This window comes from Evansella tamaricis (assembly GCF_019042215.1).
Taxonomy (GTDB): domain Bacteria; phylum Bacillota; class Bacilli; order Bacillales; family Salisediminibacteriaceae; genus Evansella; species Evansella tamaricis.
Genome location: NZ_JAHQCS010000039.1, coordinates 1 through 21,875, shown reverse-complemented (window position 1 = coordinate 21,875; position 21,875 = coordinate 1). Strand labels below are relative to the sequence as shown.

Here is a 21,875-nt window from a genome sequence, read left to right as displayed (position 1 = left end):
GTTATATAAGCACCACTTGAACAATTATGGATTGCCTAGTAAAAAAATAAACTATCTCCCAGCTAGGGAAATAGTTTATTATATATATCAAAATTAAGAAAACCAAAGTATCTTTCCGATTACAAACAATATTGTTATTAAAATTGCTGGCAGTAAATTAGCAACCCTGATCTTTGGTATTCCAAGTATATTTAAACCAATGGCAATAATCATTATTCCTCCAACCGCCGTAACTTCACTTATGAAGGAATCTATAAATTGTTGTGGGATAAATTGGACAATAAAAGTTGCTGATAACGCTATAGCACCTTGATAGAGAATAACCGGTACTGCCGAAAACATTACCCCGATTCCCATGGTGGCAGCAAAAACAATGGAAGAAAAACCATCGAGTACCGATTTAGTCAACAATACAGAGTGATCTTGCCGTAGTCCACTATCGATTGCTCCTATAATAGCCATTGCACCCACTACGAATAATAACGTAGCTGCAACAAACCCTTCTGCTATTTTCCCTTCTGTATTCCGTTTCATTTTACGTTCAATGGCTTGTCCCATTTCATTTAGTTTACCTTCTATGTTCCATTTTTCTCCTAATACACCACCAAGGGCTAAGCTGAAAATAACAATTAAAAATTCTTCGCCTTTTAATGCCATATTTATACCTAATACAACAACAGCCAATCCAATTGCTTTCATCACAGTATCTTTCATTTCTGTTGAAAACTTCTTAAATTTCATTCCTAGCCATGCACCTATAATAATAGCTAAACCATTAACAATCGTACCAAATAAGACCATGTGTCTCTCCCCTAACTCCATAATTAAACATTTATCCTTAAAAAAGGCAATCATCAAAATCTGATGATCACCAATTGAATCAATCTGTGTTTTGTTGATTTAATAAAAGGAGAATTCGCTCTAAATCCTCTTCAGAGAAGAAATCAATTTCAATTTTCCCCTTTTTACGTCCTTTTTTAATATTTACGTTTGTACCGAAATACTCCTTTAATCGTGATTCACTCTCGCGAATAAAGGGAGAGGCAGGTTTTTTTTGTTTTGTTTCACGTGAAACATTTTTATTTAATTGTTGAACTAATTCTTCTAATTGGCGTACACTGAGTTTTTCATTCAAAACTTTTTGTATAGTCGCTGTTAGTTTTTCTTTTCTTTTAAGACCTAATAACGCCCTACCATGCCCCATAGAAAGTTTGCCCTCAGCAATGAAATCTTGAGCCAATTGTGGTAATTGAAGTAAACGGACATGATTGGCAATATGGGGTCTGCTCTTACCTAGTTTTTTGGATAGCTCTTCTTGTGTAACTTGAAGGTGCTCCATTAATTTTTGATACGCTTTAGCTTCTTCTAAAGGGTTTAAATCTTCCCGCTGAAGATTCTCAATTAATGCTATTTCCATCATTTCATCTTCTGTCAAATCTCTAACAACGGCTGGGACTACTTCGAGTTTTGCTTCTTTAGCAGCGCGATATCTCCGTTCTCCTACAACTATTTCATAGCCCTTAATACTTTTCCTGACAATGATAGGTTGTAATATTCCATGTTGTTCAATGGAAGTTTTTAATTCTTCAATCGCTTCCGTTTCAAAGATTTTTCTTGGTTGATAAGGATTAGGTCGAAGTTCTGATATTTTTATTTCTTGAACATTTTCCTTTTTTTCATCAACTGCATCTGGAAAGAAGGCGTTTATTCCTTTGCCTAAACCTCTAGCCATGGTTTATCACTTCCTTTGCTAGGTCAATATACACATCAGCCCCACGCGATTTAGGGTCGTATGTAATGATTGGCTTACCGTGACTAGGAGCTTCCCCTAATCTTACATTTCGAGGAATAATTGTCTGAAAAACCTTCTCACGAAAATATTTTTTTACTTCTTCAATTACTTGAATACCTAGATTGGTTCTTGCATCAAGCATAGTTAATAGTACACCTTCTATTTCTAATTCATTATTTAGGTGTTTTTGAACTAATCTAACCGTATTTAATAATTGACTAAGTCCTTCTAGTGCATAGTATTCACACTGTACAGGTATCAAAACAGAATTTGAAGCTGTTAAAGAATTAATTGTTAATAATCCTAAAGACGGAGGACAATCTATTAAAATATAGTCATATTGATCTTTTACTTGCTCGATAGCCCTCTTTAAACGTACTTCCCTTGATATTGTTGGTACTAATTCAATTTCAGCACCTGCTAGCTGTATTGTTGAAGGTAATAAAAATAAACCATCAACACTAGTGGATATAACAACATCTTTTGGTTTTTTATCCTCTACTAGAACATTATAGACACATTGATCCACGTCCCCTTTATCAATCCCAATCCCACTTGTAGTATTTCCTTGTGGATCAATATCAATTAATAATGTTTTCTTCCCCAAGTGGGCGAGACACGCACTTAAATTTACAGCTGTGGTAGTTTTTCCGACTCCACCCTTTTGATTTGCAATTGCTATAACCCTTCCCATTTCGGCACCTACCTCACAATACAATCAACTAAATTAATCACAACTCAGTTTTTATCCATTTTCAAACGAGACATTTGATTGATAAAACCTATTAATTTTTACAGCTATTTTTTATTTTATCATGAAATTAGAATTATGCGTTCATTGTGTACTTAAAATTTAAAAATATATTAAGTAAAATATATTTTCCCTATTAAAAACAAGATAATTGAACCAATTTCATAATTCACTTTCCAGGAAAGACCATAGTCACAAGATAATATCGTCTAAGAAAAATGCTTGTTAACTTAACTTTTGTTGTCTATTATCACTTCAAGCTACTCGCTTGTCTCTTCCTCTGCCAGTTTCGCTCTGAAGCTGCATTCGTGATCATAAATTGCTTCGTAATCATAACCTGCATCCATTAATGCAAAGATCACTCTAACTTCTGAAAAATAGGTATCTCTCCAAGAATTCGTACAACTACATAGTGTCGTATTGTTTAAAAGGAGTCGTTTTTTCACAATGTATGTTAAAAGTTCTTGGCTTTTTTTTAGCATAGATTTCTACACTTGCTAGTTTCGTACTATTGTATATCATGGTTTTCACCAGTTTTGTTGAGTGTACTTTTCAGTATCCATTAAAGATATGTTCGTTCGTTGTTGTATGAAAGTCAAATACTTCTCAAAAGGATTAGCGTTTCTAATTGAAAAAATAAAGCATTCGTCCATCGACGAATGCAAGAATCTTTTACTTTTACTATGATTTCGGAATTCGAATAGTGAACTGGTAATAGTCATCGTGATCTTCCTCAGAAGTATCAACAACCATTCCCGACTGAGTAACCATATCTAAAGATTGCCTAATTGTATTCATAGCTAACCTCAAATCTCTAGATACACCTTTACGAATTGGCTTTGCTTTTTTAGGTTGTTTTTCTTCTAGAAATTTATCAACTAAGTCTTCTGTCTGTTTTACATTCAAACCATCTTTTAATATACGTTCAAGTACGGTCTCTTGCATTTCTGGTTTTTTCAATTTAATAAGTGCTCTCGCATGACGTTCAGTAATTTGTCTTAATAATAAAGATTCCTTAACTGATTCAGGAAGGTGCAACAATCTTAACTTGTTAGCAATTGTAGACTGTCCTTTTCCTAATCTTTGTGCTAAACTTTCCTGGGTCAAGTTGTGGATTTCTAAAAGTTGGGCATATGCCATTGCTTCCTCAATAGACGTTAACCCTTCCCTTTGTAAATTTTCAATTAAAGCAATGGACGCTGTTTGAGAGTCATTAAATTCCCTAACAACTGCCGGAATCTTCTCCCAACCTAATGTTTGGACTGCTCTCCATCTTCTTTCTCCAGCAATTATTTCATACTTACCTTCCCGTTTTCGAACAACAATTGGTTGAATGATACCATGTGTTTTGATGGTTTGTGCAAGCTCTTCAATCTTTTCGTCATTAAAAATTGTCCTAGGTTGATAGCGATTAGGTACAATCTCTGTTACAACTAGGTTTTGAACCTCTTCCTTTTCTAAATTATGCACAGGTGAATCGTTATTTAACATATTTTCTTGTTCGACCTCTTCATTCTTTTCATTTAATCCAAAAAAACGAGTAAATGATTCTTTCATGGCCACACCCACCACCTTAAATAACTACTTATATACTATGATTCGAGGAGAAGTAATAATTTCCTGCTTATTTATGAATCTATTATATTAATATTAGAAGGTAAATGACAATAGTAATATTTATAACTTCTAAAGAAACATCTTTTTTCTAAATCTTTTCAAACTTTATGACAGTAGTAAACCGAAAATTGTTTCACGTGAAACAATAATAAATAAGACATGAAAGTAATAAAAATAAGTGTTTCTTATCCTATCGTTTCAAACTCATTAATTCTAATAGTAGTTACTATACATCTCAGCTTTTTCTCGTGGAACTAGTTTATATTCCGTACAAAAAGATCGGACAATCTCGCATTAATTGCTCATTGCCCGTTGGAAAAATAGGATATTCTCTAAAGTAATATTTGTATGGAAGACAGAATATGAGTAGTAGATGTCATACGTTTCATCTACATTCACGATTTAAGTCTAAGCCTAGATACTTTTCTTCTTATAGTGGTTGTTTATTAGGGACACCAGGTTTTCTAGGATATTTCTTTGGTGACGGTTTAACTTTATTTATGATGATAATAGAACGTTCACTTTCTTCTTCTGGTAATTGAAACGTGTGATGAAATTTTAAGCTGCCTCCAAGAAGTGAGATTGCTTTTTTTGAATCAACAATTTCTTCAGAACCACCAGATCCCTTCATGGCAATAAATTCCCCCCCTGTTCTCACAAGGGGGATACATAACTCTAATAATACTGGTAACCGCGCAACTGCCCTTGCCAAAACAAGATCATATATTTCTCTATGGTTTTTGTTTTGTCCAAACGTCTCTGCCCTATCATGATAAAAAGCCACATTTTTCAGTTTCAAATTCTCGGCTAGAGCATTTAAAAATGTAATTCTTTTATTTAATGAATCAACAATCGTAACATTTAAATCTGGAAAACAAATTTTGAGCGGCAAACTTGGAAAACCAGCCCCTGCCCCAACATCTACGATACGCATGGGTGATGTGAAATCATGATAAAATGACACACTTATTGAATCATAAAAATGTTTTAAATAAACTTCTTTTTTTTCAGTGATTGCCGTTAAATTCATCCTTTGATTCCAATCCACTAACATGAAGAAGTATTGCTGAAACTGGTTCATTTGTATATCTGATAATTCTATCCCTTTATCTAAAAGTGCATCACGAAATTCCACTTCATTCATAACAATATCATCCTTTATATGAAATAAATTAGTAAAGATTTTTTATCCCAGTAATTGCTCCCTTTTGGAAATAGGAGAGTTAATTTTGCTCCAAGCTCTCCATTCATTACTTAAACATGGTCATTTTGTATTTTCTGTTCGCTTTAATCTCCCCTGTTCTAAATAAACAAGTAATACGGAAACATCTGCTGGATTAACACCAGATACTCTAGAGGCTTGTGCAACAGATAATGGTCTTACCTTCGTCAGTTTTTGTTTTGCTTCTGTTGCTAAACCGGTTATAGCATTATAATCTAGATTTTCAGGTATTTTTTTCGTTTCCATTTTCTTTAATTTCTCAACTTGTTCTAATTGTTTAGCTATATATCCTTCATATTTAATTTGTATTTCCACTTGTTCAGCCACTTCTGAATCCAATCTTTTATCAGGAGGAGTTAACTTTTCCACTTGTTCATAAGTAACTTCTGGTCTTTTTAACAACAATGCAGCATTGATTGCCTCTTTAATAGGAGTAGATCCGATCGATTCCAAAACAGTCTTTGACTCTTCCGTTACTTTTATCATCGTTTGCTTTAAGCGTTGAATTTCTTCATCTATTAATGCTTTTTTATTAATAAAATTCTCGTACCTCTCTAATGATATTAGTCCAATATCATGACCAATTTCAGTTAACCTTAAGTCCGCATTATCATGTCGTAGAAGTAAGCGATACTCTGCCCTAGATGTTAACAATCGATAAGGCTCGTTTGTTCCTTTTGTTATAAGATCATCAATTAATACACCAATATAAGCTTCTGAACGATTTAGAATAATTGCCTCTTTTCCCTGTACTTTTCTCGCAGCATTAATGCCTGCCATCATACCCTGTCCTGCAGCTTCTTCATATCCGCTCGTCCCATTTATTTGTCCTGCTGTAAATAAACCACTGATTTTTTTTGTTTCTAATGAAGGCCACAATTGCGTTGGAACGATGGAGTCATATTCAATTGCATATCCTGCACGCATCATTCTGACATTCTCTAATCCTGGAACTGTTCTTAAAATTTTATGTTGAACATCTTCAGGTAAACTCGTGGATAACCCTTGAACATAAACTTCTTGTGTATTCCTGCCTTCTGGCTCTAAAAAAATTTGATGTCTTGGTTTATCATTAAATCGGACTATTTTATCTTCTATGGATGGACAATATCTAGGTCCTGTCCCTTCAATCATTCCAGAGTACATCGGTGACCTGTCCAGATTATTGTTGATTAATTGGTGTGTTTCTTCATTTGTATATGTTAACCAACATGGTAATTGGTCTGTGATAAATTTAGTTGTCTCATAGGAAAAAGCACGGGGAATATCATCACCAGGTTGAATTTCTGTTTTTGTATAATCAATAGTTTGACTATTTACACGGGGCGGTGTACCGGTTTTAAAACGAACCATCTCAAATCCTAATTCTTGTAAATGGTAAGAAAGGTTTACAGAAGGTTGCTGATTGTTAGGTCCACTTTCGTAAGCTAGATCTCCAATAATGACTTTTCCCCGTAAATAAGTACCCGTTGTAATTACCACTGCTTTAGAATAATACTCCGCTCCAGTTTGCGTCACGACACCGCGAATTTCATTATTTTCTACAATTAGTCTTTCAACCATCCCTTGGCGTAATAACAAGTTATCCGTTTCTTCAATTGTTTTTTTCATTTCATGTTGATATAAGAACTTGTCTGCTTGAGCTCTTAGTGCCCTAACCGCAGGCCCTTTTCCAGTATTTAACATTCTCATTTGAATATGTGTTTTATCTATATTTTTGGCCATTTCTCCACCAAGAGCATCTATCTCACGCACCACAATACCTTTTGCTGGTCCACCTACGGACGGATTACAAGGCATATAAGCTACAGCATCTAAATTTAATGTTAACATTAAGGTATTGGCGCCCATTCTGGCAGAAGCTAATCCAGCTTCTACGCCAGCATGGCCAGCACCAATGACAATGACATCAAAATCTCCACCATGAAAACTCAATGTAATTCCTCCTTTTAAATATTTTATTTGCCTAAACAAAATTGTGAAAATAATTGATCAATTAAACTTTCATGAACACTATCCCCGATCACTTCTCCTAATAATTCCCATGCCCTTGTTATGTCGATTTGTACCATATCCACTGGCATACCTTCATTTATTGCATTCATTGCATCATCAACAGCTTTTTTCGCTTGGTTTAACAATGCTATATGTCTTGAGTTGGATACATAAGTTAAATCTTCACTTTCTATTTCACCACTAAAAAATAGTTGTTTTATTGCTTCTTCCAGTTCATCTACTCCTTCATCATTTACTAAAGAAGTAGAAATAATAAACTGATTACCGGCTAACATTTTAACACGTTTCATATCAATTTTTTCAGGAAGATCGGTTTTGTTAATTATTATAATTCGATCGCTTCCTTGACTTATCTCGAACAACTCTTCATCGGAAGTAGTTAATTCCTCATTATAATTCAATACTAAGAGAACCAACTCAGCTTTTGAAACCACTTTTCTTGATTTTTCAACCCCTAATTTTTCAACGATATCCTCTGTTTCCCTTATACCTGCAGTATCTAATAGACGAAGGGGTACTCCTCGTACATTAACATACTCCTCAATAACATCTCTAGTAGTCCCTGGAATATCAGTAACGATTGCTTTATTATCGTGTACTAGACTATTTAATAAAGATGATTTCCCAACATTCGGTCTACCAATTATTACTGTTGAGAGACCTTCCCTTAATATTTTCCCTTGTTCTGCAGTTTGTAGCAAACGATTAATTCCATTTTGTACAATTTCGGCTTTTTCCATTAAAATATTTACTGTTATTTCTTCTGCATCATATTCTGGATAATCAATATTTACTTCCACATGGGCTACTGTTTCTAACAACTCTCGACGTAACTTTTGAATTCTTTTTGATAATTTCCCTTCTAACTGGGACATGGCAACATTCAATGCACGATCAGACTTTGCTCGAATTAAGTCCATAACACTTTCAGCTTGAGAAAGATCTATTCTTCCATTTAAAAAAGCTCTTTTCGTAAATTCACCAGGTTCTGCCAACCTTGCTCCTTCTTTTAATACTAATTGTAATACCCGATTAACGGATACAATTCCCCCATGACAATTAATCTCAATCATATTTTCTTTTGTAAATGTTCTTGGAGCCAGCAAAACAGAAACCATTACTTCTTCTACTCTCTCTTCTGTTTCTGGATCAACAATGTGGCCATAATTAATGCTATGTGTTTCTACTTCACAGAGTCTCTTCTTCCCTCTATATAATTTATCACCTATATGAAGAGCATCATTTCCACTAACTCTTATAATGGCAATTGCCCCTTCTCCCATTGGTGTGGAAATTGCTGCAATCGTATCGAATTCCATTCCTGGATCACCCCTTTTTGATATTCTTTCTTTCACATCTATTTTCAATGAACTACTGGGAATTATTGATTGTCTCTCCAACTTTAAAGAATATCACATCACAAAGACTAAAACTATAAAAGGTACACCTCACTTATCATCATAGGCATATTTTTTTATTCTCATCCTTTATTTTATTATCAAATATACATTATCCACATGTGGATAATGTCATTTAGTTGTTTTTTACAATATAATTCTAAAATTATTGTGGATAAAAAATTTAAATGTCTACGGATCTATGTTGTGGATAGATTATGTGAGAAAAAGAAAAGTGCTTCCAAAGAATAACTTTGGAAACACTTATAATAGTATATTTTTAATTAGGCTCTTTTATCGTCAATTTTTATTTTCACTTCAGTCCTATACCTTCGATGTCTTAAGTCTTCGTTTTTCCTGGAGGTAGGATGATTGATTGTTAATTATTATTTAGGCGCTACGATAATTCGACGATTAGGTTCCACACCATCTGAATACGTGGAAATCCCTTTTACATTTTGCAATGCAGTATGGATTATCTTTCTTTCATGAGCATTCATAGGTTCCAATCTGACCTCACGCTTTGTTTTAAGTGCTTTGTTAGAAAGTCGTGAAGCAAGAATTTCTAAAGCTTCTTTCCTTCGATCCCGGTAACCTTCCGCATCTAAATAGATACGTATATAATTACTGGACTGCCGATTTGCCACAAGGTTAACAAGGTACTGTAATGAATCCAAGGTTTGCCCACGTTTTCCGATTAATACACCAATATCAACACCAGTTATATTTAGAAACAAACCCTCTTCTCTTTCCTCTTTATCAACACTAGCTGAAATTCCCATTTTATCAATAGTATCCCTTAGAAATACGATTGCTTCTTTGATTGGATCCGGTTTAAGAGAAACTTCAACTATTGCAGGTTTGCCACCTAATATCCCAAAAAGACCTTTTTGAGGTTCCTCTAAAACATTAATCGTAACATATTCCTTCGTTGTATCTAGTTTTGATATCCCTAATTCAATAGCGTCATCCACCGTTTTTCCAGAAACAGTCACTTTTCTCACTAGCGTTTCGCTCCCCCTGTACTAGGCTGTGGATCCTTTCCTTTTCCCACATTAGGCCCAGTAATAAAGTATGTTTGAACGATCATAAACAAGTTACCAATTACCCAATAAAGTGCCAATGCTGCTGGGAAGAAAGCTGCGAATGCCATAATCATGATTGGCATGAGGTACATCAGCATGCGCATTTGCGGATTATCTTGTACCATCATCATTTTTTGTTGAATAAATGTTGTTGCACCAGCAACTAACGGTAAAATAAAATACGGATCTGCAGCACCTAATTCAAACCATAGAAATGTCTGTGGATCATAAGTGACAGATGGATCAATTTCTGGGTTGATTTGAGGCGTACGAATAATTGCATGATAAAAACCAATTAATATTGGCATCTGTACAAAAATTGGTAAACAACCTGCTAAAGGATTAACATTGTGCTTTTGGAATAATGCCATTGTTTCTTGTTGTAATTTTTGTTGTGTCTGTTGGTCCTTCGCACTATATTTTTCTTTTAATTTATTCATCTCTGGTTGTAGTGCTTGCATCGCTTTTGTACTTTTTGTTTGTTTAATCATTAAAGGTAAAATTAATATTCTTAGCAAAATTGTAACAATAATTATTGCTAATCCATAACTATTTCCTAACGCTTCCGCAATTGTAGTCATTAACCAAGAAAGGGGATATACAAAATAAGGATCCCAAATCCCTTCACTACCTGCTTGAATCGGCTCGTTTACATTAAAACAGCCCGTCATTACTAACATTAAACCAATTATTAAAAATACCAATCCCATTTTTCTTGCCACAATCGGTCCTCCTAACCTTCCTTCACCAAATTTTATATTTGTCATTCCTTGTAAGCCCTTTTTCAAAGTTTTACAATTGGCTTAAGGAAAATAACGTTATGTTACTCTTTTATAAATAACTCTGTTAATGGCTAATTTTTTTGCTCCATCCACAACTACTTAACACAGTGATCCTGCGATTACTAGTCGCCTTTGTTGCCTGTGATATAAGGAACTATGTTTCGAAAAAATGTTAACTTCATGATAACAGAGCATACTATTACAACAATTTATAAGAGAATAACCGAGTGAACTTTTAATAAAAACATGTTTAATTTTTGTTTCTCTTTTCAGGTACTGGATCAAACCCCCCAGGATGAAAAGGATGACATTTTAAAATTCGTTTGATGATTAACCAAGTGCCTTTGAAAACTCCAAAAAGCTGAATGGATTCAAGTCCATATTGAGAACAAGTTGGGTAGAATCTGCATGTTGCCGGTGTGAATCGCGAAATATATTGTTGATAAAAACGAATGAAACCAATTAATACCCATTTCATCATAAATCACCCCAAGTTTTATACCATCATTTAAGGAGTTTAGCTCGATGAAAAACATGTTGCAGTGATTTTTGGATTTGGAGCTTGTCCATCATTATCGTTGGTTTTCTTGCAATAACAATGACATCGTAATTAGTTTGTAAACTAGGTAAAATCTCACGAATTCCTTCTCGCATTAAACGTTTAATCCTATTCCTCATCACAGCATTTCCAAGTTTTTTACTAACAGATAAACCAATTCTTATATTATCTTGTCCTTCTATTCTTAATACATAAAGGACAAATTGTCGGTTTGCAACAGAAGATCCATTCTGAAAAACGTTTTGAAATTCTTGATTTTTTTTCAAGCGGTTTTCCCTGTTCATTATTGCACCCCGTTATCATTCATAAGACCCTAAAATAACCGGCCTATTGAACTCAAGTTTCATTATAAAGAAAATTTGTTAGTATCTCCATCCATTTTACAATAAATATCTCCAATAATCATATTAACGCAAATAATTGGAGAAATACATTACCAAGTATAACCTGTGATTCTGTAATTTTAACCATTCTACACGAATAAACGAAAAAAAAACCACTGAGAAATCAGTGGTTAAATTATGCAGATAATACTTTTCTTCCTTTGCGACGACGATTTGCTAATACTCTACGTCCATTTTTAGTACTCATTCTTGCACGAAATCCATGAACCTTCTTACGTTTACGGTTATTAGGATTAAATGTTGGTTTACCCATCTATATACACCTCCTGCGGGAAAATACAAAAAAAACAGTCTTGTAAATTATATGAGAGTCATTATCTAATGTCAAGTTTTTCTCCTAACCTTATGCATTACAGTGAAAAATAAAAATACACCATTTTTGTTAATCAAATATTTAGTTATTGGTGGCAAAAAATTTTTTTCATCAAATGTGGACAACTTTCATCATTTTTTCAAACAATCCACAGCTAATTCGACAATTTTTACACAGTATCTAGTGTTGTGGACAAAAAATAACCACAATAGGTTGAATAATGTGGATAACTCCCTTAATTCATTATCACACCTGATATTTTTTGATAATATTTTCTTATTTTTTCTAGTGGAGAACATGTGTTAAAATATAAACTATCCACAGTTGTTAGTAACTTTGTGGATAGTTATTCTATACTATGGATAAACTTGTCCACAAAGTTGTGAATATCGTGTATTAACTTTTTTCTTCTTTATTATATATTTTTCCACAGAAATCGAGTAGAATTATTATTCACACATATTCACCCATCTTATACATTCCTTGTACAATAACGAATTCATCAATGGATTCGTTTAACTGTTATGGAACAATTCCTTTGTAAGGGAGGGAACTAGTCTTGGAAAACTTGAATGATCTATGGGATCAGGTACTAAAACAAATACAGGGAAAAGTGAGTAAACCCAGTTATGATACATGGTTTAAATTTACAAAAGCTGATTCCATTGACCAAAGTACTAATACGATTACAGTTATCGCACCAAATGAATTCGCAAGAGATTGGTTAGAAAATCGTTATTTTGGGATTATCACAGAAACAATGCATGAATTAACTGGTGCAGAACTGGAAGCAAGATTTATCTTGCCTAAAGAAGAAAAAAATAATGATTTAGAATTACTAGAAAAAATGAATCCACCAGTGAACAGTCAGGCTCAATCGCAAGACGAAACTCCGAAACATATGTTAAACCCTAAATACACATTTGACACTTTCGTAATTGGTAGTGGAAATCGTTTTGCACATGCAGCATCACTTGCTGTTGCAGAGGCACCTGCAAAGGCGTACAATCCTTTATTTATATACGGAGGAGTGGGATTAGGAAAGACACATTTAATGCATGCTATCGGTCATTACGTTATTGACCATAATCCGAATGCAAAGGTTGTTTACCTATCTTCAGAGAAATTTACTAATGAATTTATTAATTCTATTCGTGATAATAAAGCAGTTCACTTTCGAAATAAATATCGAAATGTTGATGTGCTATTAATAGACGATATTCAGTTTTTAGCTGGAAAAGAACAAACTCAAGAAGAATTTTTTCATACGTTTAATGCACTCCATGAGGAAAGAAAACAAATTGTCATATCAAGTGATCGTCCACCAAAGGAAATACCAACTTTGGAAGATCGACTTAGATCACGATTTGAGTGGGGATTGATAACTGATATTACACCTCCTGACTTAGAAACAAGAATTGCGATACTAAGGAAAAAAGCCAAGGCTGAAAATCTGGACATACCAAATGAGGTTATGTTGTATATTGCAAATCAAATCGATACTAATATACGAGAACTCGAAGGAGCTTTAATAAGAGTTGTCGCCTACTCTTCCTTGATTAATCAAGATATGAATGCAGATTTAGCGGCAGAAGCATTGAAAGATATAATTCCTAATTCTAAACCTAAGATCATTACAATACAGGATATTCAAAAAACAGTTTCTGAATCATTTAATATTAGGGTCGAAGAACTAAAAGCAAAAAAACGGACGAAAACTGTGGCTTATCCGCGACAAATTGCCATGTACTTATCAAGGGAACTTACAGACAATTCATTACCGAAAATTGGAGCAGAGTTCGGTGGACGCGATCACACTACTGTCATCCATGCTCATGAAAAAATATCAAAATTATTAAGTTCTGAATTAGAATTGCAAAGAATTGTTCAAGATTTAAAAGAAAAATTAAAATCTTAACAATCATTGATATGTGCACACTGTTGATAAATGGTACACAGTTGTCAACAGGTTGTCCACATGTGAATAACTTACTCTCCGTAAGGTTGTCATATAGTTATCCACATACTAACAGCCCTTATTACTAGTACTACTACTTTTTTATTTAAAAAAATAAGATATATGATTAAAATTAAGCTATTTTATTTTTGAAAATATAATTACTAAAATTAAAGTAAACGGAATAGAAAGCGAGGACGAAAAATGAAATTTACGATTCATCGTGATCATTTTGTACAAAGTGTCCAACATGTATCAAAAGCAATATCACTTAGAACAACTATACCGGTATTAACAGGTATAAAAATTTTGGCAACATCTGAAGGAGTTACTTTAACAGGAAGTGATTCTGATATTTCCATTGAAGCTTTTATCCCAAAAGACGAAGATGATCAACAACTTGTGGAAATAGTGGAAGAAGGAAGCATTGTCTTACAGGCAAGATTTTTTGCAGACATTGTGAAAAAATTACCAGAGGAAACTATTGAAGTGATAGTTACAGATAATCTGACAACTACCTTAAAATCAGGATCTTCTGAATTTAACTTAAATGGACTGGACCCTGAGGAATATCCAAGATTGCCTGATATTGAAGAGGAAAATATCTTTAAACTACCAACAGACTTATTAAAAAATATTATTCGTCAAACAGTGTTTGCAGTTTCTACAGTTGAAACACGCCCAATTTTAACAGGTGTTAACTGGATGATCGAAGACAGCACGTTAACATGTACTGCAACTGACAGTCATCGATTAGCTATGCGACACGCAAAGGTGGAAACAAACTCAGGAGAATTGTCTTTTTCAAATGTTGTTATCCCTGGAAAAAGCTTGAATGAATTAAATAAAATACTAGATGATACTAATCAGTGGATTGAAATTATTGTTACGGATAATCAAATATTATTTAAGGGGAAAAATATTTTATTCTTCTCACGCTTATTAGACGGAAATTATCCAGCCACAAAAAATATGATTCCAAACCATTCAAAGACTAGTGTTACATTGGATACAAAAAAATTAACCCAAGCAATTGAAAGAGCTTTGCTTTTATCTAGGGACGGCAAAAATAACGTGGTCAATTTAAAAACGATGGCTGACGGAAACATTGAAATTACTTCTGTTACTCCTGAAGTTGGTAAAGTTACAGAGGATATTGATTGTATTAATTATTCTGGTGAAGAATTAAGAATATCTTTCAATGGGAAAAATATTATTGATGCATTAAAAGTCATTGATTCTACTGAAGTTCAAATAGATTTCACTGGAGCCATGAGTCCTTTTGTGATGAAACCGTTAGAGCACGAATACATGCTTCACCTTTTCTCTCCAGTTAGAACTTATTAATTATTGGAATAAATTTCTTAAATCTACGGTCGAGTTACCGGAATACTATTCGGTAACTCTCTTCTTTATACAAGGTTTTCACATAGATTGGCGTAAATCTAAATATTTTAGTACAATGGATATTGGATTGTGTATGCAAAGAAGATTATTTGTAGAAAGTGAGTGACCCCCTTTGAAGGAAACGATTCAAATTCAAGAGGACTTTATCACATTAGGTCAAGTATTAAAAGAAGTTGGGATCATTGGAACAGGAGGAGCTGCAAAATGGTATTTACAAGAAAATCCTGTTCATGTGAATAACGAAGAAGAAAACCGACGAGGAAGAAAACTTTTTCCAGGTGACCAAGTTCAAATTGAAAACTTTGGATTGGTTTTAATTAAAGAGGGATAAATTTTGTATATCAATGAAATTACATTAAGAGATTATCGTAATTATAATAAGATTTCATTACATTTTGAAAATAAGGTTAATGTGATCATTGGGGAAAATGCTCAGGGGAAAACAAATTTAATGGAAGCCATCTATGTTTTGGCAATGGCTAAGTCACATAGGACACCAAGGGATAAAGAGTTAATACAATGGGATAAATCCTTTGCTAAAGTGGAAGGACATTTAGTGAACCGAAACGGGCCACTGCAAATGGAAGTCATATTTTCTCAAAAAGGAAAAAAAGTAAAAATTAATCATTTAGAGAAAAAACGGTTAAGTGACTATATAGGAACATGCAATATAGTAATGTTTGCTCCAGAAGATCTTAATCTTGTAAAAGGTAGTCCACAAGTTCGTCGTAAATTCTTAGATATGGAAATGGGCCAAATTTACTCTATCTATTTATATCATCTTTCTCAATACCACAAAGTTTTAAAACAGAGAAATCAATGGTTGAAAGATGTAATTCAAAAGAAGCATAAGCAAGATAATACCATGTTAGACGTGATGACAGATCAACTCATTTCTTCCGCTGTACATGTATTAGAAAAGCGTTTTACATTCCTCCATAAACTGCAAGCATGGGCTCAACCAATTCATAAGGAGATTAGTCGAGGCTCAGAACTACTTAAAATAAAGTATCTCCCGTCAATTAACGTATCAGAAGAGATGGATTTGTCGACAATGAGAATAACTATTGAACAAGAGTTTCAACGATTGAGAGCAAAGGAACTACAAAGGGGAACAACGATTGCAGGTCCCCATAGAGATGACCTACAATTTATTGTAAACGATAGGGATATTCAAACATACGGTTCCCAAGGTCAACAACGTACTACTGCACTATCTTTGAAATTAGCAGAAATTCAACTTATTCGTGAAAAAGTCGGTGAATATCCTATTTTGCTACTTGATGACGTACTTTCAGAATTAGACGACTATCGTCAATCTCATTTACTAAATACCATACAAGGAAAAGTTCAGACTTTTGTAACTACAACTAGTGTGGAAGGGATTCATCATCAAACACTCCGTGAAGCACAACTTTATGTTGTTGAAGATCGTAAAATTGAAGTGAAAAGGTGAGGTGGCAAGTATGTTTATCCATCTTGGTGGAGATATGGTCCTAAGATCAAAAAAAATTATAGCAATCTTAGATCAGACAAATGAATCTCAAGATAATCAACAGTTTCTCATTTCACAAGAAAAAGAAAAGAAAACGATTCAGATATCGGAAGATAATACGAAATCAGTTGTCATCACAGACAGTCACATTTATTTATCTCCAATCTCATCCCACACATTAAAAAGGCGAGCAGAAACAGTAACAGTCATAGAGGAAGAAGAATAGTAGTCCTTAATATAGATTTTATTTTGGTGCAGCGTAAACTGCAAAGAAAAGTGTAGGTGAAGAAATTGACAATCGAGCAGCATTCATATGATGAAAGTCAAATTCAAGTATTAGAGGGGCTTGAGGCAGTTAGAAAACGTCCTGGTATGTATATTGGATCAACTAGTGCCAGGGGTTTACACCATTTAGTATGGGAAATAGTAGACAATAGTATTGATGAAGCTATGGGTGGCTATTGTGACACTATTAAAGTTACGATTGAAACAGACAACAGTATTACTGTGGAAGACAATGGACGGGGAATTCCAGTAGGCATACACGAAAAAATGGGTAGACCTGCTGTTGAAGTAATAATGACAGTTCTCCATGCAGGAGGTAAATTCGGTGGAGGAGGATATAAAGTCTCAGGTGGATTGCACGGTGTAGGTGCATCCGTCGTTAATGCTTTATCTAATTCCTTGGAAGTTAATGTGCATTTAGATGGTAAAGTACATTACCAGAAATTTGAACGTGGTGTTCCAGTTGCAGATTTAAAGGTAACTGGAGAAACCGATAAACAAGGTACAATTATTCACTTTAAACCGGATCAAGAAATATTTACGGAAACAACTATATTTGAATATGATATTCTGGCCAACAGATTACGTGAACTTGCCTTTTTAAACAGGGGGCTTCGTATTCATATTACGGACAAGCGACCAGATGGCAAAAAAGCAGAATATTACTATGAAGGTGGTATCTCCTCCTTCGTCGAACATTTAAACCGAACAAAGGAACCTTTACATGAACCACCTGTTTTTATTGAGAGTGAGCGGGATGGAATTACTGTAGAAATTGCCATGCAATATAATGATGGTTTTGCAAGTTCTATTTACTCCTTTGCTAATAATATCAATACTCATGAAGGTGGTACTCATGAATCTGGGTTTAAAACGGCACTCACAAGAGTAATCAATGATTATGCCCGAAAAAATAATCTATTTCGAGAATCGGATCCAAACTTAATTGGGGATGACGTGAGAGAAGGATTGACTGCCATTATTTCCGTTAAAATACCTGACCCCCAATTTGAAGGACAAACAAAAACAAAGTTAGGTAATAGCGAAGCACGTACAATTACAGATTCGTTATTTTCAGAGCATATGGCTAAGTATATGGCTGAAAATCCAAATGTGGCCAGAAAAATTGTGGAAAAGGGAATTATGGCATCAAGGGCAAGGGATGCAGCTAAAAAAGCCCGTGAACTTACAAGAAGAAAATCAGCATTAGAAGTAAGTTCACTACCAGGTAAACTTGCTGATTGTTCCTCGAAGGATGCATCTATTAGTGAATTATATATTGTTGAAGGTGATTCAGCAGGTGGTTCTGCAAAACAAGGACGGGATCGTCATTTCCAAGCTATTTTGCCTTTACGTGGGAAAATTATTAATGTGGAGAAATCTAGATTAGACAAGATCCTTTCTAATAATGAAGTAAGGGCAATTATAACTGCACTCGGTACTGGAATTGGCGGGGATTTTGATATTAGTAAAGCAAGATATCATAAAACCATAATTATGACGGATGCCGATGTAGATGGTGCTCATATTAGAACACTGCTTCTTACTTTCTTTTACCGTTATATGCGTCCATTAATTGAACAAGGTTATGTTTATATCGCCCAACCACCGTTATATAAAATTCAACAGGGCAAGATCATTCATTATGCTTATAATCAAAAAGAAATGGATCGTATTATGAGTGAAATTCCCCAAACACCAAAACCAGGTGTTCAGCGCTATAAAGGTTTAGGGGAGATGAACCCTACACAATTATGGGAAACAACAATGGACCCTGGCACAAGAACTCTTCTCCAAGTTACATTGGAAGATGCAATGGTCGCAGATGAAATATTTGAAACCTTAATGGGTGACAAAGTTGAACCTCGAAGAGATTTTATTCAAGAAAATGCTCAATATGTAAAGAATTTAGATATATGATTGTATCAAACCATGCAGGTATAACTGCATGGTTGATGCACTTCTAAGATTAGAAAGTTGACCCCAATTACATAGAAGAATCTAATAAATGTGAAATTGGAAAAAGGTTTGTGTTGGAATTCCTGAACGGAGGTACAAGTATGTCTGATCAAGACCAATCAAAAGTTAAAGAAATTAACATTAGCACAGAAATGAAGTCATCGTTTATGGACTATGCCATGAGTGTTATTGTGAGCAGGGCTTTACCTGATGTACGTGATGGTTTAAAGCCGGTTCATCGACGAATTTTATTTGCAATGAATGAATTAGGAATTACGGCAGATAAAGCTTACAAAAAATCAGCACGTATCGTGGGAGAAGTAATTGGTAAATATCACCCACATGGTGATTCCGCTGTATATGAAACGATGGTGCGGATGGCACAAGACTTTAGTTATCGTTATATGCTTGTTGATGGACATGGTAATTTCGGATCTGTCGACGGAGATGCAGCAGCAGCAATGCGTTATACGGAAGCTAAAATGTCTAAAATTTCAATGGAATTAGTACGTGATATTAATAAAGATACGATTGATTATCAGGAAAACTATGATGGTTCTGAATCTGAGCCCATTGTTATGCCAGCACGATTTCCAAATTTATTAGTGAACGGCACATCTGGAATTGCAGTGGGGATGGCTACTAATATTCCTCCTCATCACTTAGGTGAAGTAATCGATGGTGTTTTAGAGTTAAGTAAAAATCCGGAACTAACAAGTTCAGAATTAATGGAATATATTCCAGGACCTGATTTTCCCACAGGCGCAGAGATAGTTGGAATTTCAGGTATCAGACGGGCTTATGAGACAGGGAAAGGTTCTATTACCATTCGTGCAAAGGCAGAGATTGAGGAACACAACGGGAAACCAAGAATTATTGTAAATGAAATACCATACCAAGTGAATAAAGCACGTTTAATTGAAAAGATTGCTGAATTAGTCCGTGATAAGAAGCTAGAAGGTATTACCGACTTGAGGGATGAATCAGACCGAAATGGTATGAGAATTGTTATAGAATTACGACGTGATATTAATGCTAACGTTTTACTCAATAACCTATATAAACAAACAGCACTGCAATCAAGTTTTGGAATTAATATGCTAGCGTTAGTTAATGGGCAGCCAAAAGTTCTTTCTCTTAAGGAAGTTTTATACCACTACTTAGAGCATCAACGGGTAGTAATTCGCAGACGAACTGCCTTTGAACTTAAAAAAGCGGAAGCAAGAGCACATATTCTAGAAGGGTTGCGTATTGCCTTAGATCATATAGATGAAATTATTGCATTGATTCGTGGATCACAAACAACGGAAATTGCAAGAAATGGATTGATGGAACAATTTAGTCTAAGCTATGATCAAGCTCAAGCAATCCTTGATATGCGATTACAACGTTTAACAGGTTTAGAACGTGATAAAATTGAATCAGAATATCAAGAACTTTTACAAAGAATTGCAGAATTAAAGGCAATTTTAGCTGATGATGAAAAAGTTTTAGAAATTATCCGTGAAGAGTTAACTGAAATCCGTGATCGTTTTAATGATGATCGCCGAACGGTAATTTCCTTAGGGGAAGATAGCTTAGAAGATGAAGACCTTATTCCTAGACAAAATGTAGTCATTACTCTTTCACATAATGGCTATATTAAACGGATTCCACTTTCCACTTACCGTAGTCAAAAACGCGGAGGACGTGGAGTACAAGGGATGGGAACTCACGACGATGATTTTGTTAGACATCTATTTATAACTAATTCCCACGATCATCTATTATTCTTTACGAATAAAGGAAAAGTATATCGATTAAAAGGATATGAAATACCAGCATTAAGTCGAACTGCAAAAGGTATCCCAATCATTAACCTTTTACAGATTGAGAAAGATGAGTACATTAGTACTGTAATACCTGTGGAAGAGTTTGATGAGGGGCGCTACTTATTCTTTATGACTAAGTATGGTGTTGTAAAAAGGTCCATACTACAGGCTTTTGGCAACATTCGCCGTGGTGGTCTTTTCGCAATCAATTTACGTGAAGGTGACGAGCTTCACGGCGTTCGTTTAACTGATGGAAAGAAAGAGATTATCGTCGGAACAAAAAAAGGAATGTCAATTCGCTTTAATGAAACAGATGTCCGAATTATGGGAAGAACAGCAGCAGGAGTAAAAGGTGTTACTCTTCAAGTAGAAGATCAGGTCGTTGGAATGGATATCATTGAAAAGGACCAAGATGTTTTAATCGTTACTGATAAAGGATTTGGAAAACGAACACCTGTTGAGGATTATCGAATCCAAACTAGAGGTGGTAAAGGAATTAAAACGTGTAACATAACAGATAAAAATGGTGACTTAGTTTCACTGAAGGTTGTTTCTGAAGAACATGATTTAATGATTATTACAACTTCAGGAGTAATTATTCGAATGCATGTACAAGAAATATCTCAGACAGGCAGAAATACTCAAGGTGTTCGTCTTATCAGAGTAGCTGAGGATGAGCATGTATCAACAGTTGCCCGTGTAAATATAGATGATGACGATGAGATATTAGAAGTGGAAGAGGATAATGAGGGGTTAGATGTAACGGAAGAGAATGACGCATCTTCCAAAAGTGAAAATGAAGAATTAGGTAATGAAGAGACAGATGAAAAAGATGAAAAAGAATAATTAATATACGGATTGGTTAAGGTTAATTCTCCTTAACCAGTCCTTTTTTTAAAGGATTTATTAGTTTTTGCACCTTCGGGCCTTGTCTAGCTCCATCGCCTACTCGCTGCGGGGCACTTCGGAAGTGACAACCGAAGTCAAAGAGCAAACTTCAGGTTGTCATTCCTGCACTGCCCT

Annotated in this window: 20 protein-coding genes; 7 read left to right on the top strand and 13 right to left on the bottom strand. The window is 34.6% G+C overall.

The genetic code is table 11. From position 1 onward, the window contains the following. Positions 1 to 93 precede the first annotated feature (93 nt). From KS419_RS02550 to rpmH, 13 genes are all read right to left on the bottom strand, one after another. A complete protein-coding gene (locus KS419_RS02550; protein WP_217064515.1) occupies positions 94 to 801 on the bottom strand; it encodes a DUF554 domain-containing protein in 708 nt (235 codons plus the stop codon). A gap of 79 nt (positions 802 to 880) precedes the next feature. Further along, complete coding sequence (locus tag KS419_RS02545; protein WP_217064514.1) at positions 881 to 1,732, bottom strand: ParB/RepB/Spo0J family partition protein; 852 nt, start codon at positions 1,730 to 1,732, stop codon at positions 881 to 883. Further along, positions 1,725 to 2,486 carry a ParA family protein gene (locus KS419_RS02540; RefSeq protein WP_217064513.1) on the bottom strand — a complete coding sequence of 254 codons (762 nt, stop codon included), beginning with the start codon at positions 2,484 to 2,486 and terminating at the stop codon, positions 1,725 to 1,727. The genes KS419_RS02545 and KS419_RS02540 overlap by 8 nt, the downstream gene beginning before the upstream one ends. 317 nt (positions 2,487 to 2,803) lie before the next feature. Next, positions 2,804 to 3,025, bottom strand: coding sequence for a hypothetical protein (locus KS419_RS02535; protein WP_217064512.1), 222 nt, complete (start codon positions 3,023 to 3,025; stop codon positions 2,804 to 2,806). A gap of 199 nt (positions 3,026 to 3,224) precedes the next feature. Then, complete coding sequence (gene noc / locus KS419_RS02530; RefSeq protein WP_217064511.1) at positions 3,225 to 4,100, bottom strand: nucleoid occlusion protein; 876 nt, start codon at positions 4,098 to 4,100, stop codon at positions 3,225 to 3,227. A gap of 490 nt (positions 4,101 to 4,590) precedes the next feature. Next, on the bottom strand, positions 4,591 to 5,304 hold the full coding sequence (gene rsmG / locus KS419_RS02525) for a 16S rRNA (guanine(527)-N(7))-methyltransferase RsmG (RefSeq protein WP_217064510.1): 714 nt from the start codon (positions 5,302 to 5,304) through the stop codon (positions 4,591 to 4,593). A gap of 120 nt (positions 5,305 to 5,424) precedes the next feature. After that, positions 5,425 to 7,317 (bottom strand): tRNA uridine-5-carboxymethylaminomethyl(34) synthesis enzyme MnmG, encoded by a 1,893-nt coding sequence (gene mnmG / locus KS419_RS02520; RefSeq protein ID WP_217064509.1) that lies wholly within the window; start codon positions 7,315 to 7,317, stop codon positions 5,425 to 5,427. A 23-nt stretch (positions 7,318 to 7,340) separates the two neighbouring features. Continuing rightward, positions 7,341 to 8,717, bottom strand: a complete 1,377-nt coding sequence (gene mnmE, locus KS419_RS02515) for a tRNA uridine-5-carboxymethylaminomethyl(34) synthesis GTPase MnmE (protein ID WP_217064508.1) — start codon at positions 8,715 to 8,717, stop codon at positions 7,341 to 7,343. Positions 8,718 to 9,181: 464 nt separating this feature from the next. Further along, positions 9,182 to 9,799: an RNA-binding cell elongation regulator Jag/EloR gene (gene jag, locus KS419_RS02510; protein WP_217064507.1), complete on the bottom strand. Its 618-nt coding sequence runs from the start codon at positions 9,797 to 9,799 to the stop codon at positions 9,182 to 9,184. After that, positions 9,799 to 10,602, bottom strand: a complete 804-nt coding sequence (gene spoIIIJ / locus KS419_RS02505) for a YidC family membrane integrase SpoIIIJ (protein WP_217064506.1) — start codon at positions 10,600 to 10,602, stop codon at positions 9,799 to 9,801. Before spoIIIJ ends, jag begins: the two co-directional genes overlap by 1 nt. A 310-nt stretch (positions 10,603 to 10,912) precedes the next feature. After that, positions 10,913 to 11,140: a membrane protein insertion efficiency factor YidD gene (gene yidD / locus KS419_RS02500; RefSeq protein ID WP_217064505.1), complete on the bottom strand. Its 228-nt coding sequence runs from the start codon at positions 11,138 to 11,140 to the stop codon at positions 10,913 to 10,915. A 26-nt stretch (positions 11,141 to 11,166) separates the two neighbouring features. Then, positions 11,167 to 11,505, bottom strand: a complete 339-nt coding sequence (gene rnpA, locus KS419_RS02495) for a ribonuclease P protein component (protein WP_217064504.1) — start codon at positions 11,503 to 11,505, stop codon at positions 11,167 to 11,169. A 235-nt stretch (positions 11,506 to 11,740) separates the two neighbouring features. Further along, on the bottom strand, positions 11,741 to 11,878 hold the full coding sequence (gene rpmH, locus KS419_RS02490) for a 50S ribosomal protein L34 (protein WP_078593326.1): 138 nt from the start codon (positions 11,876 to 11,878) through the stop codon (positions 11,741 to 11,743). A 619-nt stretch (positions 11,879 to 12,497) separates the two neighbouring features. On the opposite strand from rpmH, the gene dnaA reads away from it, so the two are divergent. The 7 genes from dnaA (at position 12,498) to gyrA (ending at position 21,698) form a co-directional block, all read left to right on the top strand. Beyond that, complete coding sequence (gene dnaA / locus KS419_RS02485; protein WP_217064503.1) at positions 12,498 to 13,856, top strand: chromosomal replication initiator protein DnaA; 1,359 nt, start codon at positions 12,498 to 12,500, stop codon at positions 13,854 to 13,856. A 243-nt stretch (positions 13,857 to 14,099) separates the two neighbouring features. Further along, positions 14,100 to 15,242, top strand: a complete 1,143-nt coding sequence (gene dnaN / locus KS419_RS02480) for a DNA polymerase III subunit beta (RefSeq protein ID WP_217064502.1) — start codon at positions 14,100 to 14,102, stop codon at positions 15,240 to 15,242. Between the two features lie 172 nt (positions 15,243 to 15,414). Continuing rightward, the gene (gene yaaA, locus KS419_RS02475) at positions 15,415 to 15,633 is read left to right on the top strand and encodes a S4 domain-containing protein YaaA (RefSeq protein WP_217064501.1); all 219 of its coding nucleotides are present in this window, start codon (positions 15,415 to 15,417) and stop codon (positions 15,631 to 15,633) included. A 3-nt stretch (positions 15,634 to 15,636) separates the two neighbouring features. Continuing rightward, positions 15,637 to 16,758 (top strand): DNA replication/repair protein RecF, encoded by a 1,122-nt coding sequence (recF, locus tag KS419_RS02470; protein WP_217064500.1) that lies wholly within the window; start codon positions 15,637 to 15,639, stop codon positions 16,756 to 16,758. 10 nt (positions 16,759 to 16,768) lie between these two features. Beyond that, the gene (gene remB / locus KS419_RS02465; RefSeq protein ID WP_217064499.1) at positions 16,769 to 17,023 is read left to right on the top strand and encodes an extracellular matrix regulator RemB; all 255 of its coding nucleotides are present in this window, start codon (positions 16,769 to 16,771) and stop codon (positions 17,021 to 17,023) included. 65 nt (positions 17,024 to 17,088) lie between these two features. After that, complete coding sequence (gyrB, locus tag KS419_RS02460) at positions 17,089 to 19,002, top strand: DNA topoisomerase (ATP-hydrolyzing) subunit B (RefSeq protein ID WP_217064498.1); 1,914 nt, start codon at positions 17,089 to 17,091, stop codon at positions 19,000 to 19,002. A gap of 140 nt (positions 19,003 to 19,142) precedes the next feature. Beyond that, positions 19,143 to 21,698 carry a DNA gyrase subunit A gene (gene gyrA / locus KS419_RS02455; protein WP_217064497.1) on the top strand — a complete coding sequence of 852 codons (2,556 nt, stop codon included), beginning with the start codon at positions 19,143 to 19,145 and terminating at the stop codon, positions 21,696 to 21,698. Positions 21,699 to 21,875: the final 177 nt, after the last annotated feature.

Coding starts and splice junctions, on each gene's coding strand:
- KS419_RS02550 (WP_217064515.1), bottom strand. CDS start 801: ATGGTCTTATTTGGTACGATTGTTAATGGTTTAGCTATTATTATAGGT.
- KS419_RS02545 (WP_217064514.1), bottom strand. CDS start 1,732: ATGGCTAGAGGTTTAGGCAAAGGAATAAACGCCTTCTTTCCAGATGCA.
- KS419_RS02540 (WP_217064513.1), bottom strand. CDS start 2,486: ATGGGAAGGGTTATAGCAATTGCAAATCAAAAGGGTGGAGTCGGAAAA.
- KS419_RS02535 (WP_217064512.1), bottom strand. CDS start 3,025: ATGCTAAAAAAAAGCCAAGAACTTTTAACATACATTGTGAAAAAACGA.
- noc (WP_217064511.1), bottom strand. CDS start 4,100: ATGAAAGAATCATTTACTCGTTTTTTTGGATTAAATGAAAAGAATGAA.
- rsmG (WP_217064510.1), bottom strand. CDS start 5,304: ATGAATGAAGTGGAATTTCGTGATGCACTTTTAGATAAAGGGATAGAA.
- mnmE (WP_217064508.1), bottom strand. CDS start 8,717: ATGGAATTCGATACGATTGCAGCAATTTCCACACCAATGGGAGAAGGG.
- yidD (WP_217064505.1), bottom strand. CDS start 11,140: ATGAAATGGGTATTAATTGGTTTCATTCGTTTTTATCAACAATATATT.
- rnpA (WP_217064504.1), bottom strand. CDS start 11,505: ATGAACAGGGAAAACCGCTTGAAAAAAAATCAAGAATTTCAAAACGTT.
- rpmH (WP_078593326.1), bottom strand. CDS start 11,878: ATGGGTAAACCAACATTTAATCCTAATAACCGTAAACGTAAGAAGGTT.
- dnaN (WP_217064502.1), top strand. CDS start 14,100: ATGAAATTTACGATTCATCGTGATCATTTTGTACAAAGTGTCCAACAT.
- remB (WP_217064499.1), top strand. CDS start 16,769: ATGTTTATCCATCTTGGTGGAGATATGGTCCTAAGATCAAAAAAAATT.
- gyrA (WP_217064497.1), top strand. CDS start 19,143: ATGTCTGATCAAGACCAATCAAAAGTTAAAGAAATTAACATTAGCACA.